The 22,092-nt window shown below is 42.2% G+C and carries 22 protein-coding genes and 1 pseudogene; 20 read left to right on the top strand and 3 right to left on the bottom strand.

Annotation, left to right across the window (positions count from 1 at the left end; all coding sequences use genetic code 11):
• Positions 1 to 22 precede the first annotated feature (22 nt).
• Both H6G28_RS01465 and H6G28_RS01460 read left to right on the top strand, forming a co-directional pair.
• Complete coding sequence (locus tag H6G28_RS01465; RefSeq protein ID WP_190668395.1) at positions 23 to 862, top strand: glycosyltransferase family 2 protein; 840 nt, start codon at positions 23 to 25, stop codon at positions 860 to 862.
• 74 nt (positions 863 to 936) lie between these two features.
• Positions 937 to 2,583, top strand: a complete 1,647-nt coding sequence (locus H6G28_RS01460; RefSeq protein ID WP_242054427.1) for a purple acid phosphatase family protein — start codon at positions 937 to 939, stop codon at positions 2,581 to 2,583.
• A 334-nt stretch (positions 2,584 to 2,917) separates the two neighbouring features.
• Here H6G28_RS01460 and H6G28_RS01455 read toward each other — a convergent pair whose 3' ends face one another.
• On the bottom strand, positions 2,918 to 4,924 hold the full coding sequence (locus tag H6G28_RS01455; RefSeq protein WP_190588149.1) for a DICT sensory domain-containing protein: 2,007 nt from the start codon (positions 4,922 to 4,924) through the stop codon (positions 2,918 to 2,920).
• Between the two features lie 592 nt (positions 4,925 to 5,516).
• Here H6G28_RS01455 and H6G28_RS01450 point away from each other — a divergent pair.
• Entirely contained in the window at positions 5,517 to 5,672 is a 156-nt protein-coding gene (locus H6G28_RS01450; RefSeq protein ID WP_190668391.1) for a hypothetical protein, read from the top strand.
• Positions 5,673 to 6,108: 436 nt separating this feature from the next.
• On the top strand, positions 6,109 to 8,400 hold the full coding sequence (locus H6G28_RS01445; RefSeq protein WP_190588147.1) for an amylo-alpha-1,6-glucosidase: 2,292 nt from the start codon (positions 6,109 to 6,111) through the stop codon (positions 8,398 to 8,400).
• 312 nt (positions 8,401 to 8,712) lie between these two features.
• Here the strand turns inward: H6G28_RS01445 and H6G28_RS01440 are convergent, their stop codons facing one another.
• Entirely contained in the window at positions 8,713 to 9,024 is a 312-nt protein-coding gene (locus tag H6G28_RS01440; RefSeq protein ID WP_190668388.1) for a DUF2973 domain-containing protein, read from the bottom strand.
• A gap of 248 nt (positions 9,025 to 9,272) precedes the next feature.
• Positions 9,273 to 9,593: a DUF2605 domain-containing protein gene (locus H6G28_RS01435; protein WP_190588145.1), complete on the bottom strand. Its 321-nt coding sequence runs from the start codon at positions 9,591 to 9,593 to the stop codon at positions 9,273 to 9,275.
• 373 nt (positions 9,594 to 9,966) lie between these two features.
• On the opposite strand from H6G28_RS01435, the gene thrS reads away from it, so the two are divergent.
• From thrS to H6G28_RS01360, 16 genes and pseudogenes are all read left to right on the top strand, one after another.
• Positions 9,967 to 11,808, top strand: a complete 1,842-nt coding sequence (gene thrS / locus H6G28_RS01430) for a threonine--tRNA ligase (protein WP_190668386.1) — start codon at positions 9,967 to 9,969, stop codon at positions 11,806 to 11,808.
• A gap of 196 nt (positions 11,809 to 12,004) precedes the next feature.
• A complete protein-coding gene (locus H6G28_RS01425) occupies positions 12,005 to 12,493 on the top strand; it encodes a type II toxin-antitoxin system VapC family toxin (protein ID WP_190668383.1) in 489 nt (162 codons plus the stop codon).
• A gap of 3 nt (positions 12,494 to 12,496) precedes the next feature.
• Complete coding sequence (locus H6G28_RS01420; RefSeq protein ID WP_190668380.1) at positions 12,497 to 12,703, top strand: hypothetical protein; 207 nt, start codon at positions 12,497 to 12,499, stop codon at positions 12,701 to 12,703.
• A gap of 38 nt (positions 12,704 to 12,741) precedes the next feature.
• Positions 12,742 to 12,933 (top strand): annotated as a pseudogene (locus H6G28_RS01415) (His/Gly/Thr/Pro-type tRNA ligase C-terminal domain-containing protein); the annotation flags it as partial.
• Positions 12,934 to 12,988: 55 nt separating this feature from the next.
• On the top strand, positions 12,989 to 13,168 hold the full coding sequence (locus H6G28_RS01410; RefSeq protein WP_190668377.1) for a hypothetical protein: 180 nt from the start codon (positions 12,989 to 12,991) through the stop codon (positions 13,166 to 13,168).
• Positions 13,143 to 13,559: a XisH family protein gene (locus tag H6G28_RS01405; protein WP_190668374.1), complete on the top strand. Its 417-nt coding sequence runs from the start codon at positions 13,143 to 13,145 to the stop codon at positions 13,557 to 13,559. Before H6G28_RS01410 ends, H6G28_RS01405 begins: the two co-directional genes overlap by 26 nt.
• Positions 13,547 to 13,882 carry a XisI protein gene (locus H6G28_RS01400; RefSeq protein WP_190668371.1) on the top strand — a complete coding sequence of 112 codons (336 nt, stop codon included), beginning with the start codon at positions 13,547 to 13,549 and terminating at the stop codon, positions 13,880 to 13,882. Before H6G28_RS01405 ends, H6G28_RS01400 begins: the two co-directional genes overlap by 13 nt.
• Positions 13,883 to 14,017: 135 nt before the next feature.
• The gene (locus H6G28_RS01395; RefSeq protein WP_190668368.1) at positions 14,018 to 14,485 is read left to right on the top strand and encodes a hypothetical protein; all 468 of its coding nucleotides are present in this window, start codon (positions 14,018 to 14,020) and stop codon (positions 14,483 to 14,485) included.
• A 95-nt stretch (positions 14,486 to 14,580) separates the two neighbouring features.
• A complete protein-coding gene (locus tag H6G28_RS01390) occupies positions 14,581 to 14,817 on the top strand; it encodes a ribbon-helix-helix domain-containing protein (protein WP_190668365.1) in 237 nt (78 codons plus the stop codon).
• Positions 14,817 to 15,155 (top strand): type II toxin-antitoxin system PemK/MazF family toxin, encoded by a 339-nt coding sequence (locus tag H6G28_RS01385; protein ID WP_277883213.1) that lies wholly within the window; start codon positions 14,817 to 14,819, stop codon positions 15,153 to 15,155. The genes H6G28_RS01390 and H6G28_RS01385 overlap by 1 nt, the downstream gene beginning before the upstream one ends.
• Positions 15,156 to 15,255: 100 nt before the next feature.
• Positions 15,256 to 16,170: a homoserine kinase gene (gene thrB, locus H6G28_RS01380; RefSeq protein WP_190668871.1), complete on the top strand. Its 915-nt coding sequence runs from the start codon at positions 15,256 to 15,258 to the stop codon at positions 16,168 to 16,170.
• 70 nt (positions 16,171 to 16,240) lie between these two features.
• Positions 16,241 to 16,750: a hypothetical protein gene (locus H6G28_RS01375; RefSeq protein WP_190588135.1), complete on the top strand. Its 510-nt coding sequence runs from the start codon at positions 16,241 to 16,243 to the stop codon at positions 16,748 to 16,750.
• 302 nt (positions 16,751 to 17,052) lie between these two features.
• Positions 17,053 to 18,666: an NAD(P)H-quinone oxidoreductase subunit 4 gene (locus H6G28_RS01370; protein WP_190588134.1), complete on the top strand. Its 1,614-nt coding sequence runs from the start codon at positions 17,053 to 17,055 to the stop codon at positions 18,664 to 18,666.
• A 582-nt stretch (positions 18,667 to 19,248) separates the two neighbouring features.
• On the top strand, positions 19,249 to 19,824 hold the full coding sequence (locus tag H6G28_RS36415) for a DUF4331 family protein (protein ID WP_199332753.1): 576 nt from the start codon (positions 19,249 to 19,251) through the stop codon (positions 19,822 to 19,824).
• Positions 19,745 to 20,500, top strand: coding sequence for a DUF4331 family protein (locus H6G28_RS36410; RefSeq protein ID WP_199332752.1), 756 nt, complete (start codon positions 19,745 to 19,747; stop codon positions 20,498 to 20,500). The genes H6G28_RS36415 and H6G28_RS36410 overlap by 80 nt, the downstream gene beginning before the upstream one ends.
• Before the next feature lie 202 nt (positions 20,501 to 20,702).
• On the top strand, positions 20,703 to 22,079 hold the full coding sequence (locus H6G28_RS01360) for a tetratricopeptide repeat protein (protein ID WP_190668359.1): 1,377 nt from the start codon (positions 20,703 to 20,705) through the stop codon (positions 22,077 to 22,079).
• The last annotated feature ends 13 nt before the right edge of the window (positions 22,080 to 22,092 follow it).

The following is a 22,092-nucleotide window of genomic DNA, read 5'->3' as shown; positions in this document are numbered from 1 at the left end:
TCAGTAGGAATTGGGGTCAAAGATGAAAATATCAATTATTACGGCTACATACAATAGACCGCAAAAACTCTACACAGATGCACTGAAGAGTTTAATTAACCAAACTGACCATGATTTTGAGTGGGTTGTAATTAACGATGGCGGCAACCAAGAAACTAGAGAAATTATTGCGGTGTTGCAAGTGTCGTTTACTATTGTTTATCAAGAAATAGAACATTCATCTGTTGGCTTTGGACTCTGCTACGCACGTAATACCGGACTAAATCTAGCTACAGGCAATTTAATTACATACTTAGATGATGACAATAGCTTAGAACCAGAGTTTGTTGCTGTTACCAAGCATTTTTTTAGAGAAAATAACTTTGTGAAATACAGTATGGCAGTGCAGCAGCGTCGCCGAGATGTGGTTTGTCAAGATAAAATCATCCGCACCAGTAAAGTTTTTTTGTCTCCCAAAAATCCTCACTGTACACTTGATCAATTAATTACACAACAAGAGATTTTTGATAGCAATGGATTCACCCACTATCATGACGATACCCTCAAATGGAATCCTGACTATCGAGTATTTGCCGACTATGAATTTTTACTCCAATGCACTAAAAAATATGGCAGTAGTCAATTTCAAATCAACCGCCAAGTTTTAGTGAATTATACTCAATCATCCCAAGGCACTATCGGGGGTTCTCATTATGGTCAGTGGGCAGCAGAATTAAAACAGATAATGAATCAGGCTGGTTTGTACTCGCTGACATCACATCAAATTGCGCGAATTCACCAACTCATCCAAATCTATAATCACAAAGCAAATCACCGCGCACCTGCATTTGTCGCAGAACCTTCCCACCAGGACAAATCATGAAATTTCTCCAGCCTGTACTTTTGTTTGTCCTATGCTTTACCTTGGTAAGCGTGCATTCCTTTGGGCAAACCGTTATGACCGCAGCGCCTCAATTGTTGACAGATCCATTTTTGCAACTACCTACGGCAAACTCAGTCAGAGTAGTGTGGTTTACGGAGTTTGCCGGGAATCAGCATACAGTTGCTTATGGGGAAAATTTGCAGCAAACTGCCAAAGCCACAACGATTAAACTCAGTCGCACCAGAGAAGACCAAAAATCCAGAGTTGGGAAGCAAACCCAAGATGGACAAGTTTATCAACAACCAACAATGCGGGATATTTGGCGACATGAAGCGGAGGTGACAGGGTTAACGCCAGGAGTGCGAGTGAATTATCGAGTTAGCAGTACAAGAGAAGATGGCGCGACTGTTAGCAGTGATGTTTTTAACCTGACAGCCAAACCGGAACCGGGAACACCACTCAAAATCCTGTTAACTTCCGACCATCAACTCAAGCCAATGACCGCCGCCAACCTACAAAAAGTCGTAGAAACAGTGGGAAGAGTCGATGCAGTGTGGTTTGCTGGTGATTTAATTAATGTGAGCGATCGCGCCTCGGAATGGTTTGATGATAATCGGGGTAATGCTTTATTTCCTGGCTTACAAGGTCATGCTAAATATGAAATGCAGCATAATGGCGTGAAAGTCACTTACACAGGCGGGCAAATTATCCAACACGCACCCATGTATAGTTGCATTGGTAATCATGAAGTCATGGGGCGTTTTGGTAGGAAAAACAGTTTAAATGATGAATTTGATGATACCTTTCCCCGCGCGGTTGCCCAAAAATTATATAGTGGCAAATCTCTAATTGATCATTCTTTTAATACAATTACCTACGAAGAAATTTTGAGCTTACCTGAAAGTAAATCAGGTGGAAAAAAATATTATGCAGTTAGTTTTGGTGATGTGCGTTTAATAGTTTTATACATCACAAATATGTGGCGCACACCCAAATTAGACGGAAAATCTACAGGTAGATATCGAGAAGCAGAAAAAGATTTAAATAACCAAGAAAATTGGGGTTATGGGCAGATCATTTATGAGCCAATCGCCAAAGGTAGTACACAATACAATTGGTTAGCAGCAGAACTCAACAGCCCAGAATTTCAACAAGCAAAATACAAAGTTGTGATGTTCCATCACCCGCCCCACACCTTGGGCGATAATATAGTTCCAGCGTACACCGACCCAATACAAATCAGCGATCGCAATCAGCAAAACAAAATTACCTCTGTGCGTTACGAATATCCCAAAAACGCTGACTATATTATCCGTGATGTTGTCCCTTTACTGGAAGCAGCTAATGTGCAATTAGTCTTTTATGGACATTCTCATTTATGGAATCGCTTTATTAGTTCTGGGGGAATGCACTTTTTAGAAACCTCAAATGTGGGTAATACCTATGGTGCTGCTTGGGGCGAAAGAAAACGAGAAGTTCCCACCAACTATCAAGAAAAATATGTTGACCTCGGCGACCCCAATGGTTTAGAACCTGTGGTACCAAACATCGCACCAATATTAGGTGAAAATGGTCAACCAATACCTTATATAGCTAGTAATAACATTACTGTTTTTAGTATCTTTGATACCAGCACAGGTAAAGTAAGTAGCTATCTTTTTGATACGCGCAAACCAGATTCAGAAGTGATCAAGTTTGATGAATTTCAGTTGGCAAGATAGTTAGGACTTAGGTAGGACTTACGCACCACAATTGTCTGTGGGGATTGGGTGTGGGGGTGTAAGGGTTTTGAATACTTCTTACACCCTCAATACGGTTCGGTTCGGATAAGAAACTTACTTGTGTAGGCAAGCAAGGGTGCAGGGGTGAAAGGGGGAACGAAGGTACGCTCTCCCCTGCACCTGAAGCTCCTCCGCCCCCCTGCTCACCTCAACAGATACATTTGTTAACCGAACCGTATTGCTTACACCCTCATACCCCTGCACCCTTTATTAAAACTTATTTTTTCGTTTTTTTGCGTAAGTCCTATTAGGTTTGGAGAAGTCACACATCCCGTTATTTACTCCTCACCCTTGCTCGCTTTTCTTCCTGGCTACCCAGAACAATGGGAATGGTGAAATGAAACTGACTACCTTGGTCTTTCCCTTGCGACTCTGCCCAAATTTCTCCGCCCCAACCATTGACAATTTGCCGACAAATTGCTAAACCCAAACCTGTGCCGCCTGCGGTACGCCGTAGCGCCCCTTCTTCCTGATAAAAGCGGTCAAATACCACCTCCAAGCGATTTGGCTCAATACCCCGTCCGGTATCAGCCACGGTGACTTCTACCATCTGATTGCCGTTTTGAGAGGCTTGAATGGAAATTTCCCCGTCAGAGGGCGTAAATTTGCAGGCGTTGTCGATGAGTTTTGCCAAGACTTCCACTAACCAATCGCCATCGGCTTTAACTAAAGGTAAATTTTCTGTGATTTGGGTTGTGATTTGGGGCGGATTTTCCATTGAAGGGCGGGTGCGAGTGCGACTCAGGGCTAAATCCACACATTCTTGTAAGGTGAGTGATTCGGGATGCCATTCTACGCGGCCGCTTTCTAGGTTAGACAGGGTGAGAAAATCCTGGACGAGTTTCCGCATCCGTTCGGAATCGGCTAGGGCTGTATTTAACATTACCTGCTGTAATTCCAAAGGCATATCTGGTTCGCTGGCGAGGCTTTCTAAGCAAACTTGAATGGTAGATAAGGGGGTACGCAGTTCGTGACCGGTAATGGCTATCAAGTTGCTGCGGGTGCGATCGAGGGCTTCTAGTTGTTGGTTGAGTTCTTCGAGGTTGGCGTAGGCTTCGGCTTGAATTAAAGCGGCCCCGATTTGGGTGGCGATCGCTTTTACCAAGTCAAGTTCTCCGGCTTGCCACTGGTGGGGCGGTACACTGCAATAGTGTAGTTCCACAATCCCCAGCAGTCTTCCCTGAGATAATACTGGTTCCATTAACCAGGAACGAATACTGTATTTTTTGGCAATTAAGGACAGATTTCTAGAACTGCTGATTCGCAAATCATTATGTGTATCAGCTACACAAACACCTTCCCCTAGCTGTACAACTTCCTGAAACAAAGCATTGTTATCTAAATCCCAAGTTTGCCCACACACCGATAAAACGCCAGTCGTCAAAAATTCATGTTCAATTGTGGCTTGGGCTTGTGTGGCTTGAGCGCGGTAAATTAAACAACGACTTGTCCCTAAGTGTTGTCCTAACTCTTGGGCGGCGATTTGCAAGACTTCATGGGGGTCAAGCGATCGCCTAATTGCCGTACTAATAGAATTAATTAAACGTTCTTTACGGGCTTGGGCAATAATTGAGCGATAAGCTTTGTGTAATTTATACTGACTAGCTTGCAAATAAGTTACCAATCGCTGCACAAAAGGATCTGTATCGATATCACAAGCAAATTCGGGTTGTCCGATTTGAGAGTAAATTCTTGGTTCCCCAATGCCAAACCTTTGGCGGGCTTCCTTGATTTTATTTGCCAAGTCTGGGCGATAAATTAAAATCCTGTCCAATAGCAATTGTGCCGCTTTCAGGCTAACTCCTCGCTCTGATGTCCATATACCCTCAAACCTGCGGGCTGTGTCTATATCCAAACCAGTACTAAACTCTGGCACTTGCTGATTTTTGGTAATAGAACCCAAGCTTTCTCGACACACTAAGCAAGTAGCATAATTATCAGCAACCACTACTAAGTGCCACTCTTGCGTTAAAGCATCATCTGGTTCAAAGGCTACTTTCTCATAGTATTCCGAGCTATTGGCAAAGTCCGTTTCTGGAGCAGCTAAAACGTATATTTGATTACTGCGCTGCGCCAGCCTTTGATAGCGATGAGCTTCTTGGCGATAAAATCGCTCGCGTTGAAAGCTGGCAATTACCAAAGGTCTGTCTAAAGTCGCCGCCAAAACCTGATCTTCCATCGCATGGGAGAGGGCGGTTAGTGAAGCTTTGAAATATAGCTGGGGTCGCAGGTAAGGAATGGACTGTAGCAGATCACTCAGCACAGAAGTCGAAATGCTCATGAATATTATTTAAGGAGCCACTTTCACAGAAAAAATCCACGTCACAGCTGCATTGTACAAATTACAATCAACTCTCAAACTAGATAGACCGTTAGATTATGTAAAGAATCCTAAACAGCACCTGCAAAAGGCAGTATCAGCAATTAACTGCCAATCTAGGTTGCTAAAAGTCAAAACAGGCTTTTGGTACATTGTTCAGCTTTTAGTCATCAGATGGCAAGTTATTTTGCTTGACTGCACAAGGAGGAAGTGCCTAGAGGTTTCTTGACAAATATCCCAGTCTCTAGTCAAGTTCAAACCCAATAACGGAGATCAATTCCGTCAGCATCTTTGTTTAGTCAGGCATAGACGTGGTATTGCCATTCTCTCAAGATGCTATGGTCTGGATAGAAATTGTGTTTGTTGATCTAGATTTTGCCCATTGGGATGATTTAAGTCCTAAGCTACTACGCTCAATATACATTTTCGGTCAGAACTGCCCTTTCGTTAACCAAAAGTTGATCAAATCTGAAGTCTGAATTGACTTCTCTGTTAACTGCCCCTCGGTACTGCCTCTTACCTCAACCGCCTAGCGGTAAGTCAAAAGGCAAAAATGAAGAATACTTTTGACTTCTCCGACGTTGCTAGAGTACCTCCTGACTTGACCCGAATTTCTCAGGTATGGGTAGGGGGTGTGGGGAGTGTGGGGAGTGTGGGAAGTTTGGGGGGTGTGGGAAATCTAGGCTTGAAAGTGCTGAGTGCTGAGTAAAAATGCTAGTCCCACTTTCATGCTTGGCTATGAAACAAGTTTCATCGGGACTGCCTTCTGCAATCAGCCCCATAAATCTCCAATTTACTGGTTTTTCGATAGCTTTGCATCTTTTTGCAGCCTGATGAACGTGGAATTCTGGATTTTGCTTTGATTGTGGAGCTTTAGTCCCAAAATACAAGATAAAGCAAGTCAGGTGGGAGTATATACCAGGGTTGATTTAATATCTGTGAAAATCCTGTAATATCAGCCTTGACTTTCACCCCAGACAATATAAATTTATAAAGATTTGTTATGTAAATTTTCTCCCATAAGTTTCTCAGAACTTATTTTTCACAGTTCTGAACAGAATTTTTTGCTTGGATTTTACTGCTGTTGAACTGCTCAAAGTTACTCCGACTACGAAAACATAGACTTATACACGGAACATTGGCTGATGACACCGGATTTGCTAATCACCCAAGATAAAATTTCATTGGACGGCAAGACTTTTATCCCCGCAGAACAATTACCTATGTCAGAGTGGCCTTGTGTGGTAAGTGAACGACCACAACCCACGCTGACGGTAAAAGATGATGATTTATTCTTAGTTACAGATACAATAGGGAACATTTCAGGCTGTTCTCTGAATGATGGCAACCCCAGTATGGGATTGTTTTGTTGTGATACGCGATTTCTCAACCGTTTAGAATTGCAAATTGAAGGGCGATCGCCTACACTCCTAAGCAGCACAGCAGAAAAGGGATTTTCTCTTTCGATTTTGTGTACTAATCCCAGAATTGACGATCGCCTCAAAGCTGATAGTATAGGCATCCGCCGCGAAATCGTCCTCAATGGCGCACTATTTGAAGAAATCGAAATATCTAACTACAGCACCACTACTGTCAGCTTTGAACTCAGCATCAGCTTTGATGCTGATTTTGTTGATTTGTTTGAAGTGCGGGGTTATGAACGACCCCAACGAGGTAAACTTCTACGTCTAGTAGAACCAATACACGAAGACGCAGCCCAATTTAATGGTGATGGTGCTGTACCTGTATCACCTCACCCAGAAGCCCAGAAAGCCGAATTCTTAACCTTAGCTTATCAAGGTCTGGATGGCTTAATCATGGAATCGCGTATTCATTTCCAGCATTACCTACCAGATCACTTTAAAGGTTACACAGCCGTTTGGCGTTTAGAGTTAGCCTCTCATGAAACTCAAAAAATTGGCTATCGGATTAATTTGTTCACTAACAATACTTCCAGTTCTACCGTCAGTGCTGCTTTTACTCTAGGACAAGCTAAAGCCGCAGAAATGATGGAAGAACAAAATTGGGTACAACAAATTACCCGCATTAGTTCCGATAAAAGTACACTCAATCACATCATTAACCGCGCTGAACAAGATATGTACTTGTTACGCCAGTCCTTCGGCAAGTACAAGACAGTTTCTGCGGGCGTACCTTGGTTTTCGGCGTTGTTCGGCCGAGATTCGATTATTACGGCTTCCCAAACCTTAATCTTAAACTCGCAAATCGCCAAAGAAACTTTGCAACTATTAGCCGCTTACCAAGGTAAAACCGAGGACGAATGGCGCGAAGAAGAACCAGGTAAAATTCTGCACGAGTTACGCTTGGGTGAAATGGCGCGTTGTCAAGAAATTCCCCACACACCTTATTACGGTACAGTTGATGCTACGCCTTTGTGGTTGATGCTGTATGGTGAATACTACATTTGGACTAATGACCACGAAACCTTAGAACAGCTTTGGCCAAATGCTTTAGCCGCAATGGAATGGATTGACCGCAACTTGCAAGCAACTGGCTATTTGAGTTACTATCGCAAATCAAAACGCGGTTTAGCTAATCAAGGTTGGAAAGACTCTGGCGACTGTATTGTTGACCGTAAAGGAGATTTGGCTAACGGGACTATTGCTTTGTGTGAAGTCCAAGCTTATGTTTATTCCGCTAAAATCCGTTTGGCTGAAATTGCCCGAATGAAGAAGCGGTTAGATTTAGCAGACCGTTGGCAAGAAGAAGCCAAAAATTTGAAGTTGCGGTTTAATCAAGACTTTTGGATAGAAGACCAAGATTTTTGTGCTTTAGCTTTGGATGGCGAAGGTAAACAGGTAGATAGTGTGACATCTAACCCTGGTCATTGTTTACAGTTGGGCATCTTTACCCCAGAAAAAGCCTATAGTGTGGCGGAAAGGTTACGCGCCCCCGATATGTTTAATGGTTGGGGGATTCGGACTTTAAGCAGTTTATCGCCAGCATACAATCCAATGGGTTATCACACTGGTTCAGTGTGGCCTCATGATAACTCTTTAATTGCAACGGGTTTGCGATCGCTCGGTTTAATCGATCAAGCCTTGGAACTTTTTCAAGGTATACTCGACATGACTAATCACCAGCCTTATCAACGTCCTCCAGAACTGTTTTGCGGCTACGAACGCAATGGTGATAACGCCCCTGTACAATATCCTGTGGCTTGTACACCACAAGCTTGGGCTACAGGTAGCGTGTTTCAAATGCTACAAATGATTGTCAATTTAGTCCCAGACGCGCAAAATAACTGCCTACGAATAATCGACCCCGCTTTACCAGAGTCGATTAATCAACTGTCATTTCACAATTTACGAGTTGGTACAACAATTCTTGATTTGGAGTTTGAGCGTTCTGGTAATACTACTGCCTGCCGCGTAGCAAAAAAACGCGGTAATCTCCGCGTAGTTATCGAAGCTTAATCAAACAATATGAAGTATCAATGAGGCTGGAGGCTAGTACAACAAGGCAAAAGTAAAAAGGTGAGCCATTGCGGTGGACGGGTTTCCCGGCAAAAGCAAATGGTGAACCCGAAGGGCAAAAGGAAAAAGAAAGAATATTCATACCACAAGCCTTTTAGCAATTTCTTATGGTCTGTTTATTTACGCCAATCTGTACTAGGGGCTAGAGGCTAGGGGTTAGAAGTTCAAATTTCAGACTTTTGTGTGGCTTTAGATATAAATATCTAGCCCCTACTCCCTACTCCCTACTCCCTACTCCCTACTCCCTACTCCCTACTTTTCATGATTTTCACTCTTTTGTCCTGGAGAAGCTTCATAAATTGCATCTAGTTGTTGTCTAGCATCTTCAACATTAATGGAACGCATAACTAATAATGGTTCTTTAATGATGTTGCCATTGCTATCTAATAATTCTGGATGGGGTACTGATTGTCTCCCTGAACGATAATTTCGATTTGCTGAAGGTGTGGCTTGATAATTTCGCTCTCTGTCAATAAAACTAAACATAACTAAGTTGCGAATTAAGTTCGCCACTGCAATACAAGCCAAAATCGTAAAAGCAAGAATATAAAGTAGGTGCAACATAATGCGGGTTTCCTCCAGGGCAGCAAGTTTAAAAACCTTATACTGAAAAGCTTCGCTGAGGTTGGGACTCGCAGCGAGTGTAGATTTTTAACGCACTTTTGATGCGCTTATATGATTAATATGAAAAATTTGTCAAGGCTTATTCAATTAACGGTAGCATAGGATACATTATTTGTTAATAAAAAATTTATTAAGTATTTTATAGTATCTATGCGAAGTGTGTGATGTGTCACTAACTCCAGCTAGAGCTATGACTTTTCTTTTTCTTGATGAAAGCGCATCCCTACATTCCAACATTCTGTAACCAATTGATGCCAAGGCGCTAAGGTTGTCATATCCAATCCGACTTGTTTATCAGTGGCTGCAAATAGCATTTTTGCTGTGTTTAGTTCTGTTTGTGCTTGCTTGACTCGTAACAGCAGGTTAGATTGTTCTTGATGACTCATAAATGAGAGTTGCTCAGTTTCTAAAAGGTGGCGCGATCGCCCAAACCAATAGTCAAAGTCTTCTAACAAAGGCTCTAAGACCGTTTTCAGCAACTCAGTCCCTGGTAAATTTGAGTCTTGCATAGCTATGAAGGATACTTCTATTTTTCTTATTAATATTAACGTTTTTTACAAAACTTAACATTATTATATGCTATGTCCTCAGAAAGATAGTAAAAAAAATCTGTCATAATGATTACGAAAAGCAAATCTTCATCAAGAACACAGTAATTTAACCTAAGAAAATTCAGGCTAAAGACTGTAGACAGAAGAAAACACAGTCGGCAAGCTAAGATTAAGTTTCATACTTCAGACTTTACACTTCATACTTCATACAATGCTAGAGTGCATCCAGGACAGCTAAAAGTCCGTCAAGCTGAAATATAACCCTATGTTATATTTGGGTAAGCTTTTCAGCATTTTAACTAATAAATTACTTTTTGCAATTACTTCGCCAATGGTTCAGCAGCCAATGTCGCCTAATCAAAATCTGCATCAAGCAGAACAACCAGAAAAAATTTCTTTACCCCGTACCAGCGAATCAGAGACTTTAAAAAAGATTCGCCACACAACTTCTCATGTGATGGCAATGGCAGTGCAGAAGCTGTTTCCCAAGGCGCAAGTGACAATTGGCCCCTGGATTGAAAATGGATTTTATTACGATTTTGACAGTCCAGAGCCATTTACTGACAAAGACCTCAAAGCCATCCAAAAAGAGATGGCGAAGATTATTAATCGCAAATTGCCAGTAATTAGAGAAGAAGTCAGTCGGGAAGAAGCTGAACGCCGGATTAAGGCAATCAACGAGCCTTATAAATTAGAAATTCTGGCAGATTTAAAAGAACCGATTACTATTTATCACTTGGGTGATCAATGGTGGGATTTGTGCGCCGGGCCTCACGTTGAAAATACTCAAGAATTAAACCCCAAAGCCATTGATTTAGAAAGCGTTGCGGGTGCATATTGGCGTGGGGATGAAACCAAAGCGCAACTACAGCGCATTTACGGTACTGCTTGGGAAACTCCCGAACAACTAGCTGAATACAAGCGCCGCAAAGAAGAAGCACAGCGCCGTGACCATCGCAAACTCGGTAAAGAATTGGGTTTATTTATCTTCTCCGACTTAGTGGGGCCGGGTTTACCTTTATGGACTCCCAAAGGCACTTTATTGCGGAGTATCTTAGAAGACTTCCTCAAGCAAGAACAACTCAAGCGTGGATATTTACCTGTGGTGACTCCCCACATTGCGAGGGTGGATTTATTTAAAACTTCCGGTCACTGGCAAAAGTATAAAGAAGATATGTTTCCCTTAATGGCTGAGGATGAAGCCGCCGCCGCACTTGAGCAAGGCTTTGTCATGAAGCCAATGAACTGTCCCTTCCACATCCAAATATATAAGAGTGAATTACGCTCTTATCGGGAACTACCGATGCGCTTGGCAGAATTTGGCACGGTCTACCGCTACGAACAGTCAGGGGAATTAGGCGGTTTAACCAGAGTGCGCGGTTTTACTGTGGATGACTCGCACTTGTTTGTCACCCCAGAACAACTCGATAGCGAATTCCTGAACGTGGTGGATTTGATTTTGTCGGTGTTCAATAAACTGCAATTAAAGAACTTCAAAGCTAGACTGAGTTTCCGTGATCCTGCTAGTGATAAATACATTGGTGGCGATGAGGTTTGGGATAAAGCCGAAGGTGCAATTCGCCGCGCTGTTCAACAGCTAGGAATGGAACATTTTGAAGGTATTGGGGAAGCCGCATTTTATGGGCCGAAGCTTGACTTTATCTTTAAAGATGCGTTGGAAAGAGAATGGCAATTAGGGACTGTGCAAGTTGACTATAACTTACCAGAACGCTTTGATTTAGAGTACGTTGCTGAAGATGGTTCGCGCAAACGTCCGGTGATGATTCACCGCGCACCTTTCGGTTCCTTAGAACGGCTGATTGGGATATTAATTGAAGAGTATGCAGGTGATTTCCCCTTGTGGTTAGCACCTGTGCAAATCCGATTGCTATCTGTCAGTGATGCACAGCTAGAGTTTGCGAAATCTGTAGTAGCGAAAATGCTGACCTTGGGTATCCGTGCCGAAGTTGACACCAGTGGCGATCGCTTGGGTAAATTAATCCGCAACGCCGAGAAAGATAAAATACCAGTAATGGCAGTGGTAGGTGCAAAAGAAGTTGAAACCAACTCCTTAAGCATCCGTACCCGTGCTTCTGGGGAATTAGGCGCAATTTCTGTAGATGAAGTGGTGCAGAAATTGAAAGATGCGATCGCTAATTTCGATAACTTCTAATGAAGAGTGCTGAGTTGAAAGTGCTGAGTGCTGAGTTAAAAGACCGCCCACACTTCGACAAGCTCAGTGCATCGCAAGGGGCAGGGCATTTACCGAGTACGAAAGTGCTGAGTACTCTTTTTCTTACTCAGCACTCAGCACTCAGCACTCAGCACTCAGTACGGTATGTTATGGATAAGTAATTTTAGAGATTTTTGTGAGCGAAACTGTTTATATTGAGACTAGTATTTTAGGATACTTAACTGCCAGATCAACAGACAATTTGATTCTGGCAGCAAACATGAAAATTACCCAAGATTGGTGGAATATTCGTCGTAATTCTTTTGTGCTGTATGCTTCTGAGATTGTAGAGGATGAAGCAGCCAGAGGAGATGCAGCGATCGCTGCTCAAAGGTTAAATCTGTTACAATCTCTCCCGTTTCTCGATCTCACAGAAGAAACTAGAGAACTTGCACAAGAGTTTTTACAGCAGAGTAACTTACCACCCAAAGCCTCTAATGATGCTTTACATATAGCATTAGCAACAGTTTATGGTTTGGACTACTTGTTAACATGGAACTGTAAGCACATGGCAAACGCCCAAATCCAGAAAAAATTATCACAAATTAGCTCTGAACTTGGATATGAGTTACCCATCATTTGTACACCTTATGAGTTGATGGGATATGACATTGTAGGAGAATAAACTATGTATAAAGATGAAATTCTAGAAGAAATTCACCAGCACAGAGAAGAATACGCTAAATCATTGAACTATAATTTGAATGCAATCTTTAATGATCTACGTAAGAAACAGATCGCTCACGGAGATAAAGTGATAAAACTTCCAATTAAGCGACGCTTGGCAAAATCATTGCAATCGACAAAAACTGAAAACTTCTCTCCTCAAGCTTAAAGTATTTGTGCAGGTTAGAGCAGTCTTTGGCTTTATGCGATCGCTTGGGTAAATTAATCCGCAATGCCGAGAAAGATAAAATACCAGTAATGGCAGTGGTAGGTGCAAAAGAAGTTGAAACCAACTCCTTAAGCATCCGCACCCGCGCTTCTGGGGAATTAGGCGCAATTTCTGTAGATGAAGTGATACAGAAATTAAAAGATGCGATCGCTAATTTCGATAACTTCTAGTACAAACTAGGCTGGGTATTACCCAGCCGAAAAACTAATATTAAATATTCAGTCTATGAGTACCACAAAAGATAAAGTTCAATCTCTTTTGCAGCAAATACCAGATGATTGCTCAATTGAAGATATTCAATACCATTTGTATGTCATAGAGAAAGTTATGCGAGGATTAGAAGTAGCCACTCAATTGGAAGGTAAAAATCAATTACGTAATGCCAGCCAAAGACATTTATCATGATTGTGTAAAAAACGCCCTTATTAAAGATGGGTGGCAGATTACTCATGACCCACTTAGCCTGAAAATTGGCAAGAAAGATATTTTTATTGACTTAGCAGCAGAAAAACTTTTGGCAGCAGAAAAACAGGGAAAAAAGATAGCTGTAGAGATAAAAAGTTTTGTTGGTATGTCGGAAGTAGAAGACCTCAAAAATGCTCTCGGTCAATACATTTTGTATGAAAAAATTTTGCAACGTCTTGAATCAGAGAGAATTCTTTATTTAGCTATTCGTGACACAGTATTTAACAAAATTTTTGCAGAAGAAATTGGCAAAATTTTATTGGAAGACAATACCGTAAAACTGATTGTATTCGACTCACAAGCGGAGGCAATTACCACATGGATAGACTAGAAACTTACCAAAATATAATCCGCAACATACTCAAATCATATCTGAACATTTCTTATGCCAATGCTGATATTCGTAATCGAGCAGCATTTGATTCAGAAAATGACGAGTATTTGATTATTTCTGAAGGTTGGAACGATAAACAACACCTCCACAGTTGTTTAATTCATATTGAAATTATTAACGGTAAAGTTTGGATTCAGTGCGATAATACCGAAGATGGTATTGCAAACGAACTTGTGCAAGCTGGTATCCCTAAAGAAGATATTGTTTTAGGATTTCATGAGCCTGATGTTAGGCAATATACAGGATTTGCCATTGCTTAAAATGCTTACTTGCGACTCTTAGGTAAATTAATACGCAACACCGAGAAAGATTAATTAGTATTTTAGAGTATAAAAATTGACGTTGATAGTAAATAAAGTTACAGTGGTGATTGCAAATCTTTGGTAGGCAAAATAATGGATTTTTCTCGTCTGGAATACATTAAGAATATAAGTGATGATGGGAAAAAATGGGCTTATGAGTACTACAAAGTTAGCGGATACTACCACTTAAACTTTAAACAGGGTAAAGGAGTAGAGAATCATGCTTTACACTTACCGAAAGGGGCATTAATAATCCTGTCTCAAAACCCATTCGAGCAAGAGCGATATCTGACCCACGTAGTTGAACTGGTTAATGAAGGAAGCGAAGATAAACTCCAATGGGACGAATCAGAACAGTGGGGTATTTTTAGATGGGTGAAGGTTCACTGGGTCGCTGATTTCAATAACCCTAGTAAAATTCCCATGGATAAAGAGGTAATGCAAGCGAATTGGGGTTTGTTCGATACGAAAGCAAAATTACTAACTGGCGAAAAACTCATGTCTCGCTGGGGAAACATAGAAAATTTAAGAACGCATTTACAAGCAGTTTTTGAAAAATAGTTAAACAGAGGGTGTTTGAGTTGCTTGAGGCATATTGCAAGCTTAGTATAACTAAGGTATAACTATAAATATCGGCGATTACTGTCAAAACCCCTATGAAAACTGCTATTTCGCTACCAGATTCAGTTTTTGAAGAAGCAGAAGCACTTGCTACACAGTTAGGCATATCACGCAGTGAACTTTATACGAAAGCATTGCAAGCGTATCTGCAAAAGTATAACCGTAATCAAATTCTGAGCAAGCTGAACCAAGTTTATTCTCAAGAATCTTCAGAACTAGATCCACTGTTGGCAAAGATGCAATATCTGTCCCTACCACATGAGGATTGGTAATGTATCGGGGTGAAATTTGGTGGGCAAACCTACCTGAGCCAGTAGGTTCTGAGCCTGGGTATCGTCGTCCTGTTTTGATAATTCAAGATGATACGTTTAATCAAAGCCGCATCAGTACAGTTATAGTTGCTGTTATTACCTCCAATCTTCAATTGGCACAAGCCCCAAGTAATGTATTGTTACCGTGTGAAGCATCAGCCTTACCTAGAGATTCTGTTGTTAACGTATCTCAACTTTTGACTATTGATAAAAGCTTTTTAGTTGAACGAGTTGGAGCATTACCAGACTACTTGCAAGAAGAAGTGGATGAAGGGCTACGAACAATTCTATACCTCTAGCCAAGCTTAAAATGCTCGGTTGAGTGCCATAAGTATTGAAATTGAACAAATCAACCAGTTACATGGGATGCTGGTTGATTGGTTAGGTGAGTATTTGCAGATGTCTGTTATTTCTTCTGTTACGGTTAATGTCCCCGCTACAACTGCTAATTTGGGGCCGGGTTTTGATTGCATCGGTGCAGCTTTGACGCTGTGTAACCAGTTTAAGTTTACACGCCTAGATGAAGGTGGTTTAACTATTCATGTCACAGGTGCAGAAGCCGAACGAGTGCAAACTGATGAGAGTAATTTACTTTATCAGGCGTTTTTGAAGTTATATCAATATATAGATCAGACTCCACCGCCTGTGAAAATTGAGATTGGTTTAGGTGTACCTCTAGCGCGGGGTTTGGGTAGTTCAGCGACGGCAATTGTTGGTGGTTTGGTGGCGGCGAATCAATTGGCGGGTGAGCCTTTGTCTCAGGTGCAGGTGATGGAGATTGCGATCGCAATGGAAGGACATCCTGATAATGTAGTTCCAGCATTAATCGGCGGATGTCGTCTGGCGGCTACTAGTGAAACTGGTTGGGAAATTTGCGATGTACCTTGGGATGAAAATATTGTGCCAGTCGTGGCGATTCCCAATTTTGAACTCTCCACCTCAGAAGCGCGGCGGGTTTTACCTACTGAATTTAGTCGGGCAGATGCAATTTTCAATACTGCCCATTTAGGATTATTGTTACGCGGCTTGGAAACTGGCAAAGGAGAATGGTTAAGGGCGGCTTTACAAGATAAGTTGCATCAGCCTTACCGTAAAGCTTTGATTCCTGGTTACGATGCGGTGAATGCGGCGGCGGTGGCGGCTGGTGCATTCGGTATGGTGATTAGTGGCGCAGGGCCGACATTGTTGGCTTTGGCGGATGCGGCACATTCTCAAGCTGTAGAATTGGCAATGGCTTCAGCCTGGAAAGACGCAGGTATTGAAGCCGAAGTGCGATCGCTTGCTTTAGACACCCAAGGCGCAACAATTTTATGAAGCAGCCAGGAGGAAGATGAAAAATTTTCCCCACTCCCCACTCCCTACTCCCTACTCCCCACTTTTAACTATGGAGCAGATTCAAGTCGAGATAGCAGCACTCAAATCGGAAATTCAAGTTCTTCAGCAAGAACGGGCTGCACTTAATCAAAATCATGGGATATCTGGCGATGATCATTCACCTTCGGCAATTGTTGAGGCGTACCGTCGTCAAGCCAGAGAAAATCCCCAGTTATCAGTGGAACTCAAAGGTATCGATGATGCGATCGCTGCTTTGACAACCCAGCTACAAAAAAAACAAGCCCAATTTGCACGTTGGCAAGTTGAATCCAAACAACTTACCATCGAGCAACAACTAGAAGAAGCGAAAAAAGTGGCACAGGTTCACGCCGATCGCGTTAACGAACTAGCAGCAGAATTAGCCGACGAAATCCGTCAGTTAAAAGCCACTGCTGATTATCTCAGTCCTTTATATTGGCAGGTTTACTACAAACCTTTCATTACCGGATTCAAGACAATCTCCGTTCCTTATGTTCGTTCTGATGGGGAAGTTTGGACGATTGTCAACCGTATTGTTTAGCGCACAACCCAACATCTTTAGGGTAAACTTTCCCTTGAGACATATAATTTATAAAGAAATGTAACGGTGGTATAAGCCACCGTTTTTGTTGACGTTACAAAACTTTATATCTAGAATGGACTTGCCATCTAATTGGATGAGTATTTATTCCTGATTATGGGCAGAATAGGAGAAGTGATGAGTATATATTCTCAGCAAAAACCAAAATTTAATGTTTCTAGAGATAAATAACGTTTACAAAAGTAACGATTCCTTAATATAATGTAATTAAAAGCGAAAACAAAAAACGATTGTCAGAAGTGATGAATGCTATGGATTTTCCCTGGCTAACTGCCATAATTGCCTTGCCCTTGGTGGCTGCCCTAGCCATCCCCATAATTCCAGACAAAGAAGGAAAAACAGTCCGTTGGTATGGTTTAGGTGTAGCGATCGCGGACTTTGCCTTAATGATTTATGCCTTTTGGAGTAGCTACGACTTCCAAAGTTCAACTTACCAATTCGTCGAAAAATACTCCTGGGTTCCCCAAATCGGTTTAAATTGGTCTTTAGCAGTTGATGGCTTATCGATGCCCCTCATCTTGTTAACAGGCTTAATCAATACCCTAGCAATCTTCGCGGCTTGGAAAGTAACCAACAAGCCGCGATTGTTTTATGGGTTGATGTTGGTGATGTACAGCGCCCAGTTGGGTGTGTTTCTTGCCCAAGACTTGCTCTTGTTCTTCCTGATGTGGGAAATCGAGCTAGTTCCTGTATACCTGCTGATTTCAATTTGGGGTGGTGCTAAACGCCGTTACGCTGCTACCAAATTTATTCTCTATACTGCTGCTGCTTCCATATTTATTCTTGTAGCCGGTTTTGCGATGGCTTTCTCTGGTGACAACTTCACCTTTGACATCGCATCTCTGGGAATGAAACAATATCCTAAAGCTTTTGAATTATTAGTTTACGCTGCTTTATTAATTGCCTTTGGTGTGAAGTTGCCTATCTTCCCCTTACACACCTGGCTACCCGATGCTCATGGTGAAGCATCCGCACCTGGTTCCATGATTTTGGCTGGTGTGTTGTTGAAGATGGGTGGTTATGCCTTAATTCGCTTCAACATCGAAATGTTACCTAACGCTCATGTTTACTTTGCTCCAGTTTTAGCAATCTTAGGTGTAGTCAATATTGTTTACGGTGCTTGCTGCGCCTTTGCTCAAACCAACCTCAAACGCCGCTTGGCTTACTCTTCAATTGCCCACATGGGGTTTGTGCTGATTGGTTTAGCTTCCTACACAGAAGTGGGTATCAGTGGAGCCGTGTTACAAATGGTTTCCCACGGTTTGATTGCTGCTAGTTTATTCTTCTTATCTGGTGTAACTTACGAACGCACCCACACCTTAATGATGGATAAAATGGGTGGCATTGGTAAGGTAATGCCGAGAACCTTCGCTTTGTATACTGCTGGTGCAATGGCTTCTCTGGCTTTGCCCGGAATGAGTGGTTTCGTCGGCGAATTGATGGTATTCCTCGGTATTGCTACCAGTGATGTTTACAGTTCCAGTTTCAAGATTGTAGTTGTACTTCTGTCCGCAGTCGGTGTGATTTTGACACCAATCTACTTGCTGTCTATGCTGCGTCAAGTGTTCTACGGTAAGCAAAGTGAAGAGTTACATCTAGATGCTGTAGTTCCTGATGTTAAACCTCGTGAGTTGTTTATCACTGCTTCTCTGTTACTTCCCATCATCGGTATTGGTTTGTATCCCAAACTAGTAACGCAGACTTATGATGTGAAAACAGTAGAAATTGCAACTCACGCTCGTCAAGTTCTACCAGTTGTAGCTCGTCAACAACCAGCAAGCCTTTACTCTCAAATTTTTACTGCGCCAACTTTAGCTAATGCTCAAGTGGAAAGTTTAGTTAATATTTCAAAGTAAAAGTAGATTCACAACAAGGGTGCTGAAAGTAAATTCTAATATGAGGGGAATATGGGGGTGATTACCAAATCACCCCTTAAATTTTTTTAGTTCAGGACTTACGCAGAATCATGAAAAAACGAACCACAAAGGGCGCATAGACGCGGTAGCGGCTTCCCGCAGGGTAGGACACGAAGTTAAGAGGATTCGAGAGGGTTTTTGCGTAAGTCCTATAGTTTAGAGAATAAATAGCTCAGACTGGAAGTCTGGGACTGTTATAGGGTTCTGTCTTATCGATGTCTTAACCGACTTGGCTAATGCCATAACTAATTTTCCCAACTATAGATCCAACAGCAAATATTTGACGTATACCTCTGTAGTGCCAGCAACACAGAGGTTTTAAATTCTGAATTAGACTCAAGGATATTTAAGCCCCTCTCCGACGCGGAGAGGGGTTTGGGGAGAGGTCATTGAACTCACGTTAAATTTATTTTTTAAATTTATAGATCCAAGTTGCTGTTCTTGACGTATTTAATCTTGAAAACCAACAAAACAAGTATTCTACATCAACAGAATACATAGTAACGTGGAGTATTTACTAATATGAAAAGTCCAACAACGACCAATCAAAAAAATTGGCGAAACTTTAGTTTTGCTAATATCAAAGTTCTTATAGGTGTCAGTTTATTGGCTTTAGGTATAACAGTAGGTTGGACAACTTTAACACCAAAATCTGTAACCGCTTCTGACCACGATGATGGGGAAGTCGATACAAAAGGACGCAATTTAAATTTGACTGATTTATATGTCTTCCGTGAGCAAGACCAGAACCCAGCAGCGCGTAAAGATGATTTGATTTTAGTGATGAATACAAATCCGCGATCGCTGGCTCGGCAACAGTATTATTTTAGTACGAATGCTCTATACGAATTCAAAATTAGCCGGGTGACTGATCGAGATGCAACCCCTACAGGTCGAGAAGATGTGATTCTGCGCTTTCAATTTGATGAACCCAACAGCAGAGGCGAACAACCATTTAAATTGACTGTAATTGCTGATCGTTATAGAAGTAGCGATCGCGGCATCACTACTCCTCTAAGTGTTAATCCCAACAACCCTACTATTAACAACTTATATTTGCGTAAAACCCTCAGTCACTGTTTTTGCCGGACTGCGTGAAGACCCCTTTTTCTTTGATGTTGAACAGTTCTTCCGAGTGCGTGCAGGTGCTTTAGGTATCGGCCCGGCTGTGGGTTTTCGTCCGGCTGATCAAGCCATTGACTTTGCCAAAGGCTATAACGTCAACTCCATCGTCGTCAGAATACCCCGTTCTCTAATCGCCGGAAATACCAACGCCACAGTATTTGATGTTTGGCAAACCATCTCATTTAAAAACTATGCGTATGGTAAATTCCAACAAGTTGAGCGTCTAGGAAGACCTGGAATTAATGAAGGTTTAGTAGTCACTAACGATTTTCTTAACGCCTTTAATAGCATTCCCCCAACAGCCGATTTAAGCCAAGCCGCAGCACCTGTAGGAGCAGAAGCCAAAAAGACACTTAAAGCCTTGGGTAATAGTGACCAACGTGCTGATGCACTGCTGGCAGCATTTCTTCCTGACGTGATGCGAATAGATACTAATGTCTCCAGTGGTTATGCTAATGCTCTCAATGCTAAAGGCAGTCCTGTCGCTGGACGTAAGCTGACAGATGATGTCATTGATACTACACTTAGCGTTTTGACTAACGGTGCTGTGACTAGCGATAACGTATCTTATGCAGGGACTCCCGGCAACCCATCCCAAGGACATCAACCTTTAGTCTCGCAATTTCCTTACCTAGCATTACCAAATTAAGGTATCTTCCAGCCCTGCTGCTCTGCTATGTCTACATATTAATTTTCGGTTGGTGAATTATGGCGTTGCTGATTAGTGGGATGGTTTTTGTCTCACGCAAAGGCGCAAAGGCGGAAAGAACAAGAGTTTTCAAAGTTGAATTTTTTGATTTCATTCCACATTTATGCAACGCCCTTGTCTTAGCGTATGTCTGCGTAAAACAATGCAAATACAGCTTTTTCACTACAAATTCCCCGGCAAAATCCTTTGGGTGTTGATTACCGCCCCTATATTATTTATCATTCCTCTTTACCTCAACTCGCAACCAAATTCGCCCTACCGCTATAACTTTTCTCTCTCCTTACCTGGGACTGAAAATAGCCGAGCCACATTACAACAAGAAATCGCCTTTTACCAAACTAAACTACGACAAAGCCCTGATAGTGGTTTGAATTTAACAGCATTAGCGCAAGCATACTTAAAAATGGCCAAAGCTACGGGCGAAAGTAACTGGTATTTATTAGCAGAACAGGCAGCTAATCGCTCTCTGTCTCATTTACCATTCCATAATCAAGGTGCAATTCTGGTTCTGGCTCGTGTTGCCCAAGCTAGACATGACTTTGCCGCCGCGATTCGCCTATCTCAGCAAGTCTTACAATCTCAACCCACTAATGATCATGCTCTGGCTATCTTAGTCACATCAAATCTGGCGACGGGCAATTTAACCGCCGCTAGAACCGCCGCCGATGCTTTGGTGAACAAAATTCCCACCCAAGGTAACTTAACTTTACAAGCTTTGGTATTAGTTGCCCAAGGCCAAGATCAAGCTGCGATCGCCACTTTTAAAAATGCTTTAGCAACTGAAGAACCGGGAGAACTCGGTACTTCCGCTTGGACAAGGGTTGTATTTGGGCAATTTTATGACAAACGCGGACAGCCCGATTTAGCCTCAAGTCTCTATAAAGAGGCTTTACGCATTATACCGAGGTATCCTTTAGCATTGTTGCATCTAGCAGAATTGGCAATGCGTCAAGGTAATTATCAGCAGGCTGAAAGTTTGTACGCCCAAGTTTTACCTAATTCGCAAACATCATCCACCATTTTTGACCATGCTGTGTTTCGAGGTAGGGCGAAAGTTCTGCAATTACAAGGTAAAGCCACAGCCGCACAAACACTGTTAACTCAAGCAGAAAGCTTACTGCGACAAGAAAACGCCGGACATACTAACGGTTCCTTTGGACATCGGCGAGAGTTAGCCAGGTTGTTATTAGAAAAGAATCGCCCTCAAGATACGGCTGAGGCTTTATCGCTAATGCAGGCGGAAATTAAGATTCGCCGTGATGCTCAAACACTAGATACCTTGGCTTGGGCTTTGTTTCGCGTTGGACGTTTCCGGGAAGCGCAACAGCAAATACAAGCAGCCTTGCAATTAGGTACGCGAGATGCAGGTATGTTTTACCGTGCGGGGATAATTGCCAAAGCCTTGGGAAATCAACAGCAGGCTTTGAATTACCAGCAGTTAGCCCAAAGTGTTGATCCGACTTTTAACGCCAAGGCGCGGCTGATATCAGGACTTGGTTTAGATAATTTGGGAATTTAGGGGTGATGATAAC

The sequence above is a fragment of the Nostoc sp. FACHB-190 genome (assembly GCF_014696905.1).
GTDB lineage: Bacteria > Cyanobacteriota > Cyanobacteriia > Cyanobacteriales > Nostocaceae > Nostoc_B.
The sequence above is the reverse complement of the archived record's forward strand: the minus strand, read 5'-3'. Positions and strand labels throughout refer to the sequence as shown.

Coding starts and splice junctions, on each gene's coding strand:
- H6G28_RS36415 (WP_199332753.1), top strand. CDS start 19,249: ATGAAAAGTCCAACAACGACCAATCAAAAAAATTGGCGAAACTTTAGT.
- H6G28_RS01405 (WP_190668374.1), top strand. CDS start 13,143: ATGCCAGCCAAAGACATTTATCATGATTGTGTAAAAAACGCCCTTATT.
- H6G28_RS01455 (WP_190588149.1), bottom strand. CDS start 4,924: ATGAGCATTTCGACTTCTGTGCTGAGTGATCTGCTACAGTCCATTCCT.
- H6G28_RS01450 (WP_190668391.1), top strand. CDS start 5,517: ATGAAGAATACTTTTGACTTCTCCGACGTTGCTAGAGTACCTCCTGAC.
- thrB (WP_190668871.1), top strand. CDS start 15,256: ATGTCTGTTATTTCTTCTGTTACGGTTAATGTCCCCGCTACAACTGCT.
- H6G28_RS01460 (WP_242054427.1), top strand. CDS start 937: ATGACCGCAGCGCCTCAATTGTTGACAGATCCATTTTTGCAACTACCT.
- H6G28_RS01385 (WP_277883213.1), top strand. CDS start 14,817: ATGTATCGGGGTGAAATTTGGTGGGCAAACCTACCTGAGCCAGTAGGT.
- H6G28_RS01420 (WP_190668380.1), top strand. CDS start 12,497: ATGTATAAAGATGAAATTCTAGAAGAAATTCACCAGCACAGAGAAGAA.
- H6G28_RS01465 (WP_190668395.1), top strand. CDS start 23: ATGAAAATATCAATTATTACGGCTACATACAATAGACCGCAAAAACTC.
- H6G28_RS01360 (WP_190668359.1), top strand. CDS start 20,703: ATGCAAATACAGCTTTTTCACTACAAATTCCCCGGCAAAATCCTTTGG.
- H6G28_RS01445 (WP_190588147.1), top strand. CDS start 6,109: ATGACACCGGATTTGCTAATCACCCAAGATAAAATTTCATTGGACGGC.
- H6G28_RS01410 (WP_190668377.1), top strand. CDS start 12,989: ATGAGTACCACAAAAGATAAAGTTCAATCTCTTTTGCAGCAAATACCA.
- thrS (WP_190668386.1), top strand. CDS start 9,967: ATGGTTCAGCAGCCAATGTCGCCTAATCAAAATCTGCATCAAGCAGAA.
- H6G28_RS01400 (WP_190668371.1), top strand. CDS start 13,547: ATGGATAGACTAGAAACTTACCAAAATATAATCCGCAACATACTCAAA.
- H6G28_RS01390 (WP_190668365.1), top strand. CDS start 14,581: ATGAAAACTGCTATTTCGCTACCAGATTCAGTTTTTGAAGAAGCAGAA.
- H6G28_RS01395 (WP_190668368.1), top strand. CDS start 14,018: ATGGATTTTTCTCGTCTGGAATACATTAAGAATATAAGTGATGATGGG.
- H6G28_RS01440 (WP_190668388.1), bottom strand. CDS start 9,024: ATGTTGCACCTACTTTATATTCTTGCTTTTACGATTTTGGCTTGTATT.
- H6G28_RS01435 (WP_190588145.1), bottom strand. CDS start 9,593: ATGCAAGACTCAAATTTACCAGGGACTGAGTTGCTGAAAACGGTCTTA.
- H6G28_RS01375 (WP_190588135.1), top strand. CDS start 16,241: ATGGAGCAGATTCAAGTCGAGATAGCAGCACTCAAATCGGAAATTCAA.
- H6G28_RS01370 (WP_190588134.1), top strand. CDS start 17,053: ATGAATGCTATGGATTTTCCCTGGCTAACTGCCATAATTGCCTTGCCC.